Here is a 13,800-nt window from a genome sequence, read left to right as displayed (position 1 = left end):
TATGCACGAATCAATTACAAGGCCGCCCAAAACAATTATGGAAGTTTATAAAATGCTTCCGGAGGGTACGCTTGCCGAACTTATTAACGGGATACTGTATATGAGCCCATCACCAGTTGAAAAACATCAGCGAATTATTACCCGACTTATAAGCCAAATTTACGCCTTTATAGAGAAGTATGATTTGGGCGAAGTTTTTACTGCTCCATTCGATGTTTATCTAGATGCTGATGCCAATGCAGTTCAGCCTGATATTTTATTTATTGCCAAAGAAAACCTGTCCATCATTCAAGGCCACGTGTATGGTGTGCCTGATTTGATTATTGAAATTCTTTCTGAAGGTAATCCTACACATGACACTAAGCGCAAGAAGGAGTTATATGAAAAATTTGGTGTAAAGGAATATTGGATTATTGATCCGGAAACAAAGCAAACAACAGGATATTCTTTTGTTAAGGGTGCTTTTAAAACATTGCCCTCACAACCGGGACAAATTAGTTCATCATTGCTGGCGGAGACTTTTTCTTTTTAAAGTTCCCTTATTAGTTTATCGTACAAAACAATCATGCTTTTGATATCGTGCTTATGCACTTTTTCATCGGGCGTGTGCGCGTATTGCTGAGGTGCGCCAACAAAGCACCAATCGAACGGATAGGCTGAGGTTTGCAATTCACGACCATCGCTCGAACCCATGCCTTCCACTTCAAGTTGAAATTCGAGTTTATTTTTTTGTGCGATCTCGATAATACGATTCACAAATTTTTTCCTGGGAATATTCCGGTCGCGCATGGAGATGACGGTGCCCTTGCCGGGTTCTACACCATCCGATACCCAGGTGATGTCGGCAATCAGGGCCTGGCGCACACCCCATTGCTCGTATATGTATTTCGCGAGGTATGGAATTGCGCCCCCGCCATGTTCCTCCCAGCAACTGAAAGCGATCACACCGTTTTCCAGTGTTTCGGCAATCTTTAGTGCTGCATAAATCCCAAGTCGATTGTCGAGGTAAGCCGATTGAATGTATTGTTGCGTTTCCCTGAAGTTAATTTTATACGTGAGTGATGTGCCGCGATCAATGGCGCGGCCAAACCGATAGAAGGCATGGTTTTCTTTATCGTATTCAAGCTCACATTCAATCGGCCCTTTACTATCATGGCCAACGAGCTTAGTACCCATTTCTGCCTCCGGGCTTCCAATGGGCAACAATTGATTAAAGTACCGAACGGTAAACCCAATGCTGTCCATATGTGCAAAGATGGCCGTGCGTGGCTTCCCGAATTTCAGTAGCAGGCAATCCTGAAATTCATCTTCTCCATGAATAATATCAGGTTGGGTTTTCCACGATTTTTTTGCTTTGCCGATGTGCTTCAACAAAAATCCCTTCATGGCAAATTCTTCGCCCGATGGGGCGTGTACTTCGCAAAGCTGTTTGAGAAGCCTGAAATCACTTCCGGCAGGTGATTCTATTTTTTTATTTCGCGGCATGGTATTCGGTATACAACATACTTATTACTTCAGCTAGAAAGGATTAACAAAGTTTAAATTTCATTATTCGAATATTTTCAGTGTGCTTGGGCTACGCCTATTTCTATCTTTGGCCTGGCAGGGGTATGCGCGGATAGAAATCAGCGTTGACCAAGTACACGGGGCCATGCGGCCCGAGAGCAAAATATCTTATCGTTTAAAGTTCTTTCTTAGATTTCTTATTGTGTTAAAGTAGCATTAAATTTTGGTTGGAAAAAAGCCTAGCATCATGACATTCATTTTAAACCAGACTAATTCCATTGCCAATAGTATGTTGAAAGAATTGCGCGATAAAAATCTTCAGCAAGATCGCACACGGTTTAGAAATAATGTTCAAAAACTCGGTTCCATACTCGCTTATGAGATTTCGAAGCAATTGTCTTACCGAACTGAGCAAGTTGAGACACCTTTGGGAACAGCTACGCTTCAGGTATTGTCAGAATTCCCTGTTTTAATTACCGTATTGCGTGCAGGCTTGCCTTTCTTTCAAGGGTTCCAGTATTTTTTTCATAAATCCGATGGTGGGTTTATCGGGGCATACCGGAAAGAAAATGGCGAAGACATTACCATCAACTTAGCGTATCTTGCTGCGCCCGATCTTTCCGGTAAACAATTAATTATCATTGACCCGATGCTGGCCACAGGAAAGTCGTTTGTAAAATCGATAGAGGCATTGATGAAACACGGAAAACCAACGCATGTTCATATTGCCTCATTGGTGGCCGCACCGGAAGGTATCGCATACCTGAAGGAAAAACTTACACTTCCCTATTCTGTGTATACCTGCGCGTTGGATGAAAAACTTAATACGCAATCATACATTGTGCCTGGCTTGGGCGATGCGGGTGATCTATGTTATGGAGAAAAGATTTAATCCGGTATGTGGGAAGAAATACTAAAGGCTATTCCGATTTACTTACTGTGCACACTCAAAGTTATTTTTGGGCCAACACTGGGGTATGCCGCCAAACTAAATATTGTTACCACCATTATAATAACGGCTGCAGGCATGATGACCAGCGTTGTGGCGTTTACGTATTTTGGCGACTGGTTGCGTAATAAGATTTTGAAGCGAAGGATCCATAATCAAAAGAAATTCACACCAACAAACAGAAAAATCGTTACCGTGTGGAAGAAGTATGGATTAGCCGGTGTCGCATTATTAACCCCATTGGGCTTAACCCCAATTGGCGGAACCATACTGGCGGTGGCATTGGGTGCGCCTAAAGAGAAAATTATTTTGTATATGCTCATCAGCGCAGTTATTTTTTCGGTTGTATCCAGTGGTTTGGTTTATTTTTTTGGTGATGCCATATTGAAATATTTTTAAGGTGAACAATGAGTGCTAAGCGACTTTTTTGTTTTGTTTTTTTTCTTCTGCCGGTCTCTGTGTTGGTAGCTCAGCCAAAAGCTATCTTTATAATCCTGGATGGTATCTCGGCTGATGTGTTAGAAAAAGTTTCAACACCGGCTATTGATGAAATTGCTTCATGCGGAGCCTACACCCGCGCTTACACAGGTGGCCTAAAGGGCCATCACAGTCAATCGCCAACCGTTTCAGCTGTTGGCTACAACCACATCCTAACCGGAACCTGGTCCTATAAACACAACGTGTGGGACAATGCTATTAAGGAACCCAACTATCATTATTGGAATATTTTCCGGCTGGCAAAGCAAAGTAATCCCGCACTGCAAACGGCAATTTTTTCTACCTGGCTGGACAACCGCACCAAACTTGTTGGTGACGGCCTTCCGGAAGCCGGAAATATCACGATCGACTATGCCTTTGATGGTTTTGAGTTGAATGAGGAAAAGTTTCCGCACGACCCCGAGAAAAAGTATATCCTCGCCATTGATGAGTACGTTGCCGATGAGGCCGCTCGCTACATACGTGAACAGGCTCCGGATTTATCGTGGGTGTATCTGGAATATACCGATGATGCCGGTCATCGCTATGGTGATGGTGTTGAGTATGAAGAGGCTATCCGTAAGGCAGATGGCCAGGTAAATAGAATCTGGGAATCGGTGAAATACCGTGAGTCGGTATTTAAAGAGGATTGGCTCGTGCTTGTTACCACCGATCATGGTCGTGATGCCACAACCGGTAAAGAACATGGCGGGCAAAGTGATCGTGAACGAACTGTTTGGATAAGCACAAATTCAAAAAAACTAAATGAAAAGTTTGGCAAGCAAACAGCCGCGGTGGATATTCTTCCTTCCATGGTGAGGCATATGGATTTTCAGTTGCCCTTGCAGCTTGAACAAGAGTGGGACGGAATACCATTTATTGGTAAAATCTCCTTAGGCGATCTAACGGTAACAAAACGTACTAAAAAACTACTATTGAGCTGGACAGTTTACGATCCTCAAGGCGTTGCAGAAATTTATGTTTCTGTTTCCAATCATTTTAAGGAAGGCGTGTATGATCCCTATGCGCTGGCTGCGAAGCGAAAAGTAGCGAAGGGTTCAGCAGAACTTAGCTTAACCCGCCATCAATCTGATTTTTATAAGATCGTGATCAAGGCACCTTTTAATACTGCTCAGGCATGGGTTTTTGTTCAATAAATGGTTGCTGAGTTTTAGCGTGTATTGAAAAAAGAGGAGCTGTTTTTCAGGAACAGCTCCAGTCATAAATTAAAATCTTGCCTATTCTTTCGGCTGTATCAGGTAGGGTGTTTTGCCGTCTGTTATAATAATCTTCGTATTGGGCGAATTGGCCAACTCGCGAAAGGCTTCAATGCTTCGTAGTTCTATAATTTCCTTGCTTAAACCCTGTGAAAGAATTTGCTGTGCATCGCGCGTGCCTTCCGCTTCAATTTTTCTTCGCTCAGCTTCCCTGCGTTCACGCTCCAACACGAACTCCATGCGTTGCGATTCCTGTTCCGCTTCAAGCTTGCGCTCTACCGCGCGCGAAAGTTCAGTAGGCAGTTCTATACTTTTCAACAGCACTTGTTCAATGATAAATCCACGATGGCCAAGCACCTCTTCCATGCGCGATTTTATTTTTTCCTCAATTACCGATCGCTGGCCTGAGTGCATATCCTTCGCCATAAAGTTGGACGTTACATCGGCTGCGGCCGAACGAAATACCGGAAGGATAGCCGTACGCTCGTACTCCAAACCGATTTCGTTAAAAATGCTGGGCACCTTATCTTTTTGAATGCTGTACAAAATTGAAATTTCTGAATTGATAGTAAGTCCTTCTTTGCTGGGCAGGCGTAAACGTACTTCCAGGTTTTCGGTTTGAATAGTAGTTTTCAGCACACGGGCAAAAAATGGATTGAACGAATACATGCCAGGCCCCAGACTTCGTTCATCCAGTTTACCAAACTTGCGTTTAACACCAACCTCACCTTGCCGTATGACTGCGCACGAACCCAGCGTGACAATCAATAATCCATAAATTATGGTTTTCATAACGAAACAGTTTAACGTATACATCTTGAGTATACGCAGTTTATGCTGTATTCGTTGGAGTTAACGGATTAGAAAGGGATTAGAAAAGTATTGTTTAATTTATTTTACCTGCCCTTGTCGGTTCTTTCTGATCTGAAAAGTAGTATGGCCACAATTGATGCGGAAAATGCCAGCGTGATTACTACACCAAAAATTAAATATTGTCGATTTGTATACTTTTCACTCAAAAGAAATTCAGACGCGGACATTAGCTTCAAGAATAGGAAAAAGGTTATTCCACAAATCAGAAGCGCTTGCTTTTTAGTTGGTATAATCCATGTTTTCATAGGTACATTGATTAATTACTCCACCCCCTCATCCGGCAACATCTTAATATCATGTATCAGCACTTTCTTTGCAATGGCTTGTCCTGTTTTGGTTGCAGCAAGTCCGCCCAACGCAGTTTCCTTGTAGCGTGTTTCCATGCTCGCACCTATTTCACCCATGGCTTCAATTACCTCATCAACAGGTATTACGCTGCTTACATTGGCCAATCCAATTTGAGCGGAACTAAAAGCAATGGCTGCCGCACTTGCATTGCGTACAATGCAGGGTACTTCTACAAGTCCTGCAACCGGATCACAAACTAATCCAAGCATACACTGAACGGTAATCGCTACGGCATTAAAAATCTGGTCGGTATTACCCCCTAAACAAAATACAATAGCGGATGCGCCCATGGCTGCAGCGGTTCCGGTTTCGGCCTGGCAACCACCTACCGCACCGGCAATGCTGGCTTTCTGTTCCATGATCAGCGCCACACCGGCTGCCAGCAACATGGCTTCGAGAATTTTTTTATCGTCAACATGGTGAATTTCCTGAAGTGTATACAATACCCCCGGCATAATACCACTGGCGCCTGCGGTTGGTGCTGCCACCACTCGTCCCATGCACGAGTTTACTTCTTTCGCGGCCAACGCGCGTGAAATCAGGTTTTGAAATTCTTTGGAGAGAACGGTTTGCGGATGGTTGTATACTTTCTTAGCACCGTTGTTCACCATGCCCGAGCGCGAACTCATGTCTTCGGTAAGTCCGGTGACAACCGCTTCTTTCATTACGGTCCATGCTTTTTCAAGGCCATCCCATATCTGTTGTTCAGTTCGTCCTTTTTGCGTTTGCTCGTACTCCAGCACTACCTGTACCAACGACAGGTTGTTGTTGGTTGCGTATTTTTTCCAGTTGGCGAAGGAGTCAAAAAAGAAGGCCATAGAAATCGAGCTTGTTTTTAGGTCAAAGCCTCTTCAAAGGTACGAAAGAAAAAATCAGTCGCAGTTGCTTTCGGTAATCTGCGTTCCGTTGGAAAGCCAGCAATCGTTAAACACAGAGCAGTAGCATATTTCGTATTCGAAGTTTCTTTTGGTAAGCGCTGCGCGAATACGGTCTGCCGTTGCCTTATCCCATATTTCAAATGCTCTCATGTGTTCGCCCGGGGCAATTACCCGGCCCTGAATGGTACTGTATCCATAGTTCTGGAAAGTAGAGTCTGTCAGCACTTCAAACATTTCCGAAAGACTATTAAATTCTTTGCCGTCCAGTTTAAGGGTAACCTTTTTTACCAGCGCTGGGCCAATGCCTTTGTTCGATACTTCTACATAAAGGCCATGATCTCCCCAGGAAGGTAGCCATTCCACATACGGCCATACAGCAACTTGTTGTTGTGTTTGCATAATGCGTGCCTGGTAAACGTACACAAATAAGGTAGCCGTACTTACAAAGATGGCCGCGAATGCAACGGCCAATTCAGTTTTTATTGTTGGGAATCGGAATTTCATAGTAAGGTCAGAAGTACATGAGACTTGCACAAACTTATTTGAAAAAGCAGAATTTTCAATTCTCTAACCAAACCAGTTCGGCAATTTTTTGAATGGCCACCAGGCTAATGATGATAAGAAAAAGGATGGTAACAATTCGCGAAGATATTTTGTGACTAAGCAATACCCCTAAGGGTGACCCAATAATCACTCCGACAGAAAGCGGTAAGATAAGCGGCAATACAATCAGGCCTTTACTATGAGGTATTGTATTGGCTGGTTCAAAAAACAGATTGTTAATGGACAGCCACAACGCTATGGCGAAAATGGTTCCAAAGGAAATGGATTTGGCTTTCAGGATGTCAACTTTTTGCCACAGGTTTAGCAAGGGTATAATCAATGTTCCTCCACCCAGGCCGGTAAGGGCTGCTGCGCTGCCCGCAGTGCTTCCGGTAATAAGAAGTTTTGTTCGAGTTACCTGTTCATCTTCCGGATTGGATAGTTTTAGTTTTTTGAACGTCTGAAAAATGATAATGAACATGAAAAAAATAATGACCACATTAAATAATTCCCGTGAGTAGAAATCAGTTTTAACCACTGTTTCAAATACAATAAACGACATCACTACGGCACCCAGGGCTGTCCATGCGGTTTCTTTCCAATAGAATTTTTTTTGCTTGATGGTGGTAGCCATGTTTGCAAAGGAGGAAACCATGGTGGCAAAAATGGAGTTGGCAATGGTGGCACTTACCACATAACTATCCGGCACGCCAAAATGGGTAAGCACCAGGGGTATTACGGCCAGCATCATAAAGCCGGTGCCGATGCCGGTTAGTCCGGCAATAAAACCACCGGTCATTCCGGCCAGTGCTAAAAGAAAATTTTCAAGCATGGAGTGAAAGAAACAAAGTATATTTCAAAGTTAATGGCAATGATCAATAAACTTATCATTCTGTTTCTTTTATGTAACTCAGTTTCCTTTGCCCAGGAGGTTGACGTTTGGCAGGTGCTTTCGGAAGTGGGCTTTGAAACCCAGCCAAGCCGCGAAACCGGTTTTGAAATTGAATCACCAAAATTCAGCAAGCGGCTGTGGAGTTACAACGGTAAAGTAGTTCGGGTGAAAGGATACCTGATACCCATGGCCGAACTGGGTGGCAGGAATGAATATATGCTTTCTTCGTTGCCTTTTAATCAATGTTATTTTTGCGGAGGTGCCGGGCCGGAAACAGTAGTGGAGGTACAAACCAAACAAAATATCAAGTTTGTTACGCGTCAGATTACCCTGGAAGGAATTTTATTTTTGAATGAATCTGATCCGGATCATCATATGTATATTGTTAAGAATGCGAAGTTAATTGAGTGATTGTTGATGAGTTGATTTGTTAATTTGAAAATTTATCAATTTGAAGATTTGAAAATTTTATGAAATACTTTTTACACGCTGTGTTACTGTTGACCTATCTGGTGACACATGCTCAATCTCCTGATGAGCAATTTATTCGCAAAATTTATGATGAAGCATTAGCAAGAGGACAGTCGTACGAAATGCTGGAACATCTGTGCACGAAAATTGGTCCGCGCCTCAGCGGTTCATCCGGGGCTGCAGCAGCAGTGGAATGGAGCCGGCAGGTGATGCAAGCCTATGGTTTTGATTCGGTATGGCTGCAACCGGTAATGGTGCCGCATTGGGTTCGGGGCAAAAAGGAAATCGGGCGAATTGTCAATTCAAAAAAATTAGGATCGGAAGAAGTTAACATCTGCGCCTTGGGTGGTTCGGTGGGTACCGGTTCAGCAGGTATATTGGCCAACGTAATTGAAGTAAGAACCTGGGATGAATTGAAGCAACTTGGTGAAAAAGGTGTGAAGGGCAAGATTGTCTTCTTTAACCGGCCTATGGATCCAAAAGTGATTCCAATGTTCAGCTCCTATGGCGGAGCGGTTGATCAGCGTGCAAATGGTGCATCAGAGGCTGCTAAGCTTGGCGCCATTGGTGTGATTGTTCGTTCGATGGGTGTTAACCTAGAAGATTATCCGCACACAGGTTCGTTACGGTATGCATTGAACGTTCCGAAGATTCCCGCTGTCGCCATCGCTACCCGCCATGCGGAATTGTTGAGCAGCCTGTTGAAGGATGACAAAGAATTAAAATTCTATTTCGAAACACATTGCGAAACCTTGCCCGATGCCCCTTCCTTTAATGTGATCGGTGAATTGAAGGGCTCGCAGCACCCCGATGAGATTATTGTAGTGGGCGGGCATCTTGATAGCTGGGATCTTGGTCAGGGTGCGCACGATGATGGAACTGGCTGTGTTCAGTCGATAGAAGTGCTGCGCATTTATAAAGCCATGGGTTACAAGCCCAAACGCACCATTCGTGCCGTTATGTTTATGAACGAAGAAAATGGTTTGCGGGGTGGTGTAGAATATGCCAGCCAGGCAAAGCTTAAAAACGAAAAGCACATTGCTGCGATGGAATCTGATCGCGGTGGATTTACCCCTCGCGGCTTTACATTACCGACCGATGCAAAGGCAAAAGAGAAAATAAGAAGTTGGAAACCCTTGCTGGAACCGTACGGACTTTCTGATTTCAGTCAGGAAGGGGGCGGTGCTGATATTAGTCCGCTTGCACCGCAAGGTGTTCCGCTAATGGGTTTCTTACCCGACTCACAGCGATACTTCAATTATCATCACACACCAGAAGATACATTTGATAAAGTAGACAAACGCGAACTGGAGTTAGGGGCAGCATCCATGGCAGCTTTGGTGTACCTTATCGATCAATATGGGCTTAAATAGATAAAATACTACGGATCGGGTTACGGGCTGTGCAACTTCCTTATTAAAGCATAATTAACTATGCTCATGGAAACTGAAAAAGAGAAGCGAAGTTTTGTGCGGGAGCGTATCAGGCGAATTACACGATCATCCGATCGTTTGGATTCCGTAATTGTGAAGGTTGCTGTAGGTGCCTTGCTTGCCCTGGTGATTTTTCTTGCCGGTTATTACCTGCTTGGGTAATTAAACCCAGGTTATGCATTAGGAATAAGTTACGACATAAATAACTGACGAATGCTGACGGTGTTATCAGCATTGTCAGGGTTTAACCTTGACAATGAAAATCACCAAAAGGGTTTAAAGTCTTTACTTGTAAGTTACTGATTTTCATTCGTCAAATTATTCAATCCTATTGAATAATTGCGGTTAAAAATCAATCGTTCCTAAAAACTCAGCCTGCTCCAGCGTATAAATCATCAGGTCTGGATTTTTATCGTTGAGGCGTAAAACACCCTTTACTTCAATTGGTTTTTCGGTGTAGGTAATTGTACTTTTTAAAAATACCTGTACTACCGATTCGGGCCCGCCCACACCACAAAAGAAGCAAGCATTTAATGGTAATGAGGTAAGCATAAACACAGTGCCTTTTGTTCCGTTGTCGAACGGTACCATGTAGCCGGGCAGCACAACTGTTTTACCGGCCAGTGATTTAGCCGCAGCACTGAATATGGGTTTGTCATATTCACCGTTATCATCGAAGGCTTTTTCATACTGAATATCATACAGCTTGGGCCACACCAGAGATGGAAAACCCTGATATTTGTTTTTAGGTTGGGCAGAAAGGACACCAAACGTTATTAAAAAAAAGAATAGTGTGGGAATTCTTTGCATAATCCTTTTCAAGGAAATTTCTTGTAGATATCCTTACGATTGTCAAACGTAACAAAGGTCACCGTATTGTTACTTATTTCCAGACCAATTCTGAAATCGCCAAGTCGTATTCTGTAATAAGTCTTGTATCCCGAAAGCTTCTTAAGATTTTTAATAGATGAAAGATCGTTCGCATCCTCTACATGCTGAATCACCTCACGAATGGAATTTTTCAGTTTAGGATTTTTGGTTTTCTGTATATCCTTTAAGAAGGATTTCCGGAAAGCCGTTTTCATTTTCTCAACGCATGGAGAATGGTTTCTTTCGAAACCGATTGAGTTTTTAGTCCTTTCTCAATCTTTTTCGCAAGAGCAAAGTCTTCAACTTCTGCTTTTGACAGAGCGCGTGTCTTCATTCCTAGCCTCTTAGCCAAATCAACAAGAGCCTTCAAATCAGTTTTGTTTTTTGCTGTAAGAAGAATTGTTTCCATGGAGTGAAGGTACAAAAATTTGCAAACTAAACTTCTACAGTATCTGCTTGTGCGTAAGCTTCTAACGGCAAACAACTGCACACCAGGTTTCGGTCGCCATAAGCATTGTCGACACGGCTAACACTTGGCCAAACCTTTGCTTCGCGTATATACGGTAGCGGGTAAGCAGCTTTTTGGCGGCTATAAGGACGTTCCCAGACATCGGCAGTAATTACCGATGCGGTGTGCGGTGCATGCTTCAACACATTGTTTTCCTTATCGGCTTTGCTTTCTTCCACCTCACGTATTTCATTTCTGATTTCAATCAGCGCATCGCAGAAGCGATCGAGTTCATCTTTCGTTTCGCTCTCAGTGGGCTCAATCATTAAGGTGCCGGCTACCGGGAAGGAAACCGTGGGCGCATGAAAGCCATAATCCATCAAGCGTTTGGCAATATCTTCTACTTCAATGCCTGTCTTTTTGAAATCACGGCAGTCTACAATCATTTCGTGTGCGCAACGACCATTGCTGCCGGTGTATAAAATTTTGTAGTGGCCTTCCAGCCGGTCTTTAATATAGTTGGCGTTTAGTATAGCCATCTTGGTTGCGTTGGTCAACCCTTCAGCACCCATCATGGCAATGTAGGCATATGAAATAGCCAATATGCTTGCGCTTCCCCAAGGTGCAGATGATACAGCCGTAATGGCGTGATCACCACCGGTTTTTACTAGGGCATGTCCCGGAAGGAATGGTTTTAATTTATCGTTTACACAAATCGGTCCCATGCCGGGGCCGCCTCCGCCATGCGGAATACAAAATGTTTTGTGCAGGTTAAGGTGACACACATCGGCACCGATGTTGGCCGGTGAGGTTAAGCCCACTTGTGCGTTCATGTTGGCGCCATCCATGTACACCAGGCCACCGTTGGCATGAATGGTTTCACAGATTTCAGTAATGGCTTCTTCAAACACACCATGAGTTGATGGATAGGTTACCATGAGGCACGAAAGTTTTTCTTTGTGCTGCGATGCTTTTGCTTTCAGGTCGGCTACATCGATTTTTCCATCCGCATCTGATTTCACAATCACTACCTCCATGCCGGCCATCACGGCACTGGCAGGGTTTGTTCCGTGTGCGGAGGCAGGAATCAACGCAATGTTTCGGTGATGGTCACCACGGTGCTGGTGGTAAGCGCGAATAACCATCAGTCCGGCATACTCACCTTGGGCCCCACTGTTGGGCTGAAGTGACACTCCGGTAAAGCCGGTGATCTCTGCTAACCATACTTCGAGGTTCTTTAAAATTTGTTGGTAACCTAGGGTTTGATTGGCCGGTGCAAAAGGATGCAAGCCCCCCAGTTCTGGCCAGGTAACTGGAATCATCTCCGTAGTGGCATTGAGTTTCATCGTACATGATCCCAATGAAATCATGGAGTGAACCATGGAAATGTCTTTGTTTTCCAAACGCTTGATGTAGCGCAGCATTTCATGCTCGGCATAGTAAGTGTTGAATACCGGATGCGTCATGAAGGAACTTGTACGCGCAAGTGTAGCAGGTATTCCAGCATCCTTTACTTGCTTATGTTGTAAAAGTGGAGAAGTAATCCGGAATATTTCCAACAATTCATTTACATCTTCAACGGTTGTGGTTTCGTCTAAAGAAATACCAACATGATTGTCGTTAAAATACCGAAGGTTAACACCACGTTTTTCAGCTTCTGCTGCAAGAGCAGTTTTGTTCGGGCATGGTATAGTAAGGGTATCGAAAAAGTTGTTGCTAACTGGCTGAAGTCCGATGGCGAGTAAGCCATCAAACAGCATTCTGGTAAGCGCATGAACACGCCCTGCTATTTTCTTCAATCCTTCCGGTCCGTGATAAACAGCATACATGCCTGCCATTACCGACAGTAATACCTGGGCGGTACAAATATTGGAAGTAGCTTTTTCCCTGCGGATGTGTTGCTCGCGGGTTTGCAACGCCATGCGATATGCAGGTTTGCCTTGTGCATCGATGGAGGCGCCAATGATTCTGCCGGGCATTTGGCGTTTAAAGTCTTCCTTTGTAGCAAAGAAAGCGGCATGTGGTCCGCCAAAACCCATGGGTACACCAAACCGTTGGCTTGATCCCACCACTACATCAGCACCCATTTCACCGGGTGATTTCAATAAAGTTAACGCCAGCAAGTCGGTAGCCATGCAAACGAAAACATCGTGCTCGTGTGCTGCTTGAATAAATGCCGAATGATCTTTAATGGCACCGTTGCTATCGGGGTATTGAATAAATACAGCAAACAAATCCGGATCGGTAACATCAATCTTCGCAAGGTCATCAATCACAAGTTCAACACCCAGCGGAGCTGAACGGGTTTTCAGTACATCAAGGGTTTGTGGAAATGTATTTTTATCAACAAAAAATTTGCGTGCATTCTTTTTGCCTGGCTTCAATGAAGCGTGTAATAAGTGCATGGCTTCTGCCGCAGCAGTGCCTTCATCCAATAACGAGGCGTTTGCGATTTCCATGCCGGTTAAGTCAATCACCATGGTTTGGTAGTTGATCAGGGCTTCTAGTCGGCCTTGGGCAATTTCAGCCTGGTAGGGGGTATAAGCCGTGTACCATCCTGGGTTTTCTAAAATATTACGAAGGATGACATTCGGAGTGTAGGTATTGTAATACCCCATACCGATATAGGATTTAAAGAGCTTGTTTTTAGCGGCCAATGCTTTGAATGACTTCAAAAAAGCCTGTTCGGTTTGGGCGGCAGACAGGTTCAAAGGTTTTTTCAACCGGATGTTGGCGGGCACAGTTTGTTCTATCAATTGATCTACAGAAGAAGCCTTTACGGTTTTAAGCATTTCGGCTATCTGCTGTGGATTGGGGCCATTGTGGCGGTATTCAAATTTTTCAGCGTAAGTAGTATTAATATTCATAGTCGTGGTTTCTAATCGCCCGGAAGGG

General features: G+C 44.0%; 16 protein-coding genes. 7 read left to right on the top strand and 9 right to left on the bottom strand.

Going from position 1 to position 13,800, the window contains the following annotated elements; all coding sequences use genetic code 11:
• Position 1: 1 nt before the first annotated feature.
• Positions 2-532 carry a Uma2 family endonuclease gene (locus tag KIT51_16695; protein UYN86479.1) on the top strand — a complete coding sequence of 177 codons (531 nt, stop codon included), beginning with the start codon at positions 2-4 and terminating at the stop codon, positions 530-532.
• On the opposite strand, the gene KIT51_16690 is transcribed toward KIT51_16695, so the two are convergent.
• The gene (locus KIT51_16690; GenBank protein ID UYN86478.1) at positions 529-1,485 is read right to left on the bottom strand and encodes a M20/M25/M40 family metallo-hydrolase; all 957 of its coding nucleotides are present in this window, start codon (positions 1,483-1,485) and stop codon (positions 529-531) included. The two genes, KIT51_16695 and KIT51_16690, sit on opposite strands and share 4 nt — an antisense overlap.
• A gap of 268 nt (positions 1,486-1,753) precedes the next feature.
• Between KIT51_16690 and upp the strand changes: the two genes are divergently transcribed.
• Genes upp through KIT51_16675 form a run of 3 tightly spaced genes read left to right on the top strand, consistent with a single transcriptional unit; the run spans position 1,754 to position 4,089 of the window.
• Positions 1,754-2,398: a uracil phosphoribosyltransferase gene (upp, locus tag KIT51_16685; GenBank protein ID UYN86477.1), complete on the top strand. Its 645-nt coding sequence runs from the start codon at positions 1,754-1,756 to the stop codon at positions 2,396-2,398.
• A gap of 6 nt (positions 2,399-2,404) precedes the next feature.
• Positions 2,405-2,854, top strand: coding sequence for a hypothetical protein (locus KIT51_16680; GenBank protein ID UYN86476.1), 450 nt, complete (start codon positions 2,405-2,407; stop codon positions 2,852-2,854).
• Between the two features lie 8 nt (positions 2,855-2,862).
• Positions 2,863-4,089, top strand: coding sequence for an alkaline phosphatase family protein (locus KIT51_16675; GenBank protein ID UYN86475.1), 1,227 nt, complete (start codon positions 2,863-2,865; stop codon positions 4,087-4,089).
• Between the two features lie 81 nt (positions 4,090-4,170).
• Here the strand turns inward: KIT51_16675 and KIT51_16670 are convergent, their stop codons facing one another.
• The 4 genes from KIT51_16670 to KIT51_16655 form a co-directional block, all read right to left on the bottom strand.
• Positions 4,171-4,941, bottom strand: coding sequence for a prohibitin family protein (locus KIT51_16670; protein ID UYN86474.1), 771 nt, complete (start codon positions 4,939-4,941; stop codon positions 4,171-4,173).
• Positions 4,942-5,282: 341 nt separating this feature from the next.
• Complete coding sequence (sdaAA, locus tag KIT51_16665) at positions 5,283-6,188, bottom strand: L-serine ammonia-lyase, iron-sulfur-dependent, subunit alpha (GenBank protein ID UYN86473.1); 906 nt, start codon at positions 6,186-6,188, stop codon at positions 5,283-5,285.
• Between the two features lie 54 nt (positions 6,189-6,242).
• Positions 6,243-6,752, bottom strand: coding sequence for a hypothetical protein (locus tag KIT51_16660; GenBank protein ID UYN86472.1), 510 nt, complete (start codon positions 6,750-6,752; stop codon positions 6,243-6,245).
• 55 nt (positions 6,753-6,807) lie between these two features.
• Positions 6,808-7,623: a sulfite exporter TauE/SafE family protein gene (locus tag KIT51_16655; protein ID UYN86471.1), complete on the bottom strand. Its 816-nt coding sequence runs from the start codon at positions 7,621-7,623 to the stop codon at positions 6,808-6,810.
• Positions 7,624-7,662: 39 nt separating this feature from the next.
• On the opposite strand from KIT51_16655, the gene KIT51_16650 reads away from it, so the two are divergent.
• From KIT51_16650 to KIT51_16640, 3 genes are all read left to right on the top strand, one after another.
• Complete coding sequence (locus KIT51_16650; protein ID UYN86470.1) at positions 7,663-8,094, top strand: hypothetical protein; 432 nt, start codon at positions 7,663-7,665, stop codon at positions 8,092-8,094.
• 59 nt (positions 8,095-8,153) lie between these two features.
• Positions 8,154-9,527 carry a M20/M25/M40 family metallo-hydrolase gene (locus KIT51_16645; GenBank protein UYN86469.1) on the top strand — a complete coding sequence of 458 codons (1,374 nt, stop codon included), beginning with the start codon at positions 8,154-8,156 and terminating at the stop codon, positions 9,525-9,527.
• Between the two features lie 66 nt (positions 9,528-9,593).
• The gene (locus KIT51_16640) at positions 9,594-9,749 is read left to right on the top strand and encodes a hypothetical protein (GenBank protein UYN86468.1); all 156 of its coding nucleotides are present in this window, start codon (positions 9,594-9,596) and stop codon (positions 9,747-9,749) included.
• Positions 9,750-9,932: 183 nt separating this feature from the next.
• Here KIT51_16640 and KIT51_16635 read toward each other — a convergent pair whose 3' ends face one another.
• The 4 genes from KIT51_16635 to gcvP are packed head-to-tail and all read right to left on the bottom strand — an operon-like array spanning position 9,933 to position 13,772.
• Positions 9,933-10,397 carry a DUF3299 domain-containing protein gene (locus KIT51_16635; GenBank protein ID UYN86467.1) on the bottom strand — a complete coding sequence of 155 codons (465 nt, stop codon included), beginning with the start codon at positions 10,395-10,397 and terminating at the stop codon, positions 9,933-9,935.
• 8 nt (positions 10,398-10,405) lie between these two features.
• Positions 10,406-10,672: a type II toxin-antitoxin system RelE/ParE family toxin gene (locus KIT51_16630; GenBank protein UYN86466.1), complete on the bottom strand. Its 267-nt coding sequence runs from the start codon at positions 10,670-10,672 to the stop codon at positions 10,406-10,408.
• Positions 10,669-10,866 (bottom strand): hypothetical protein, encoded by a 198-nt coding sequence (locus tag KIT51_16625; protein UYN86465.1) that lies wholly within the window; start codon positions 10,864-10,866, stop codon positions 10,669-10,671. Before KIT51_16625 ends, KIT51_16630 begins: the two co-directional genes overlap by 4 nt.
• Positions 10,867-10,892: 26 nt before the next feature.
• Positions 10,893-13,772 (bottom strand): aminomethyl-transferring glycine dehydrogenase, encoded by a 2,880-nt coding sequence (gene gcvP, locus KIT51_16620; GenBank protein ID UYN86464.1) that lies wholly within the window; start codon positions 13,770-13,772, stop codon positions 10,893-10,895.
• Positions 13,773-13,800 lie beyond the last annotated feature (28 nt).

The sequence above is a fragment of the Cyclobacteriaceae bacterium genome, assembly GCA_025808415.1.
Taxonomy (GTDB): domain Bacteria; phylum Bacteroidota; class Bacteroidia; order Cytophagales; family Cyclobacteriaceae; genus UBA2336.
Note: the sequence above shows the minus strand (reverse complement) of the source record. Positions and strands in the feature narration are given on the sequence as shown.

Excerpts from the sequence above, each read along its gene's own strand:
- KIT51_16695 (UYN86479.1), top strand. The coding sequence starts at position 2 with ATGCACGAATCAATTACAAGGCCGCCCAAAACAATTATGGAAGTTTAT.
- KIT51_16690 (UYN86478.1), bottom strand. The coding sequence starts at position 1,485 with ATGCCGCGAAATAAAAAAATAGAATCACCTGCCGGAAGTGATTTCAGG.
- upp (UYN86477.1), top strand. The coding sequence starts at position 1,754 with ATGACATTCATTTTAAACCAGACTAATTCCATTGCCAATAGTATGTTG.
- KIT51_16680 (UYN86476.1), top strand. The coding sequence starts at position 2,405 with ATGTGGGAAGAAATACTAAAGGCTATTCCGATTTACTTACTGTGCACA.
- KIT51_16675 (UYN86475.1), top strand. The coding sequence starts at position 2,863 with ATGAGTGCTAAGCGACTTTTTTGTTTTGTTTTTTTTCTTCTGCCGGTC.
- KIT51_16670 (UYN86474.1), bottom strand. The coding sequence starts at position 4,941 with ATGAAAACCATAATTTATGGATTATTGATTGTCACGCTGGGTTCGTGC.
- sdaAA (UYN86473.1), bottom strand. The coding sequence starts at position 6,188 with ATGGCCTTCTTTTTTGACTCCTTCGCCAACTGGAAAAAATACGCAACC.
- KIT51_16660 (UYN86472.1), bottom strand. The coding sequence starts at position 6,752 with ATGAAATTCCGATTCCCAACAATAAAAACTGAATTGGCCGTTGCATTC.
- KIT51_16655 (UYN86471.1), bottom strand. The coding sequence starts at position 7,623 with ATGCTTGAAAATTTTCTTTTAGCACTGGCCGGAATGACCGGTGGTTTT.
- KIT51_16650 (UYN86470.1), top strand. The coding sequence starts at position 7,663 with ATGATCAATAAACTTATCATTCTGTTTCTTTTATGTAACTCAGTTTCC.
- KIT51_16645 (UYN86469.1), top strand. The coding sequence starts at position 8,154 with ATGAAATACTTTTTACACGCTGTGTTACTGTTGACCTATCTGGTGACA.
- KIT51_16640 (UYN86468.1), top strand. The coding sequence starts at position 9,594 with ATGGAAACTGAAAAAGAGAAGCGAAGTTTTGTGCGGGAGCGTATCAGG.
- KIT51_16635 (UYN86467.1), bottom strand. The coding sequence starts at position 10,397 with ATGCAAAGAATTCCCACACTATTCTTTTTTTTAATAACGTTTGGTGTC.
- KIT51_16630 (UYN86466.1), bottom strand. The coding sequence starts at position 10,672 with ATGAAAACGGCTTTCCGGAAATCCTTCTTAAAGGATATACAGAAAACC.
- KIT51_16625 (UYN86465.1), bottom strand. The coding sequence starts at position 10,866 with ATGGAAACAATTCTTCTTACAGCAAAAAACAAAACTGATTTGAAGGCT.
- gcvP (UYN86464.1), bottom strand. The coding sequence starts at position 13,772 with ATGAATATTAATACTACTTACGCTGAAAAATTTGAATACCGCCACAAT.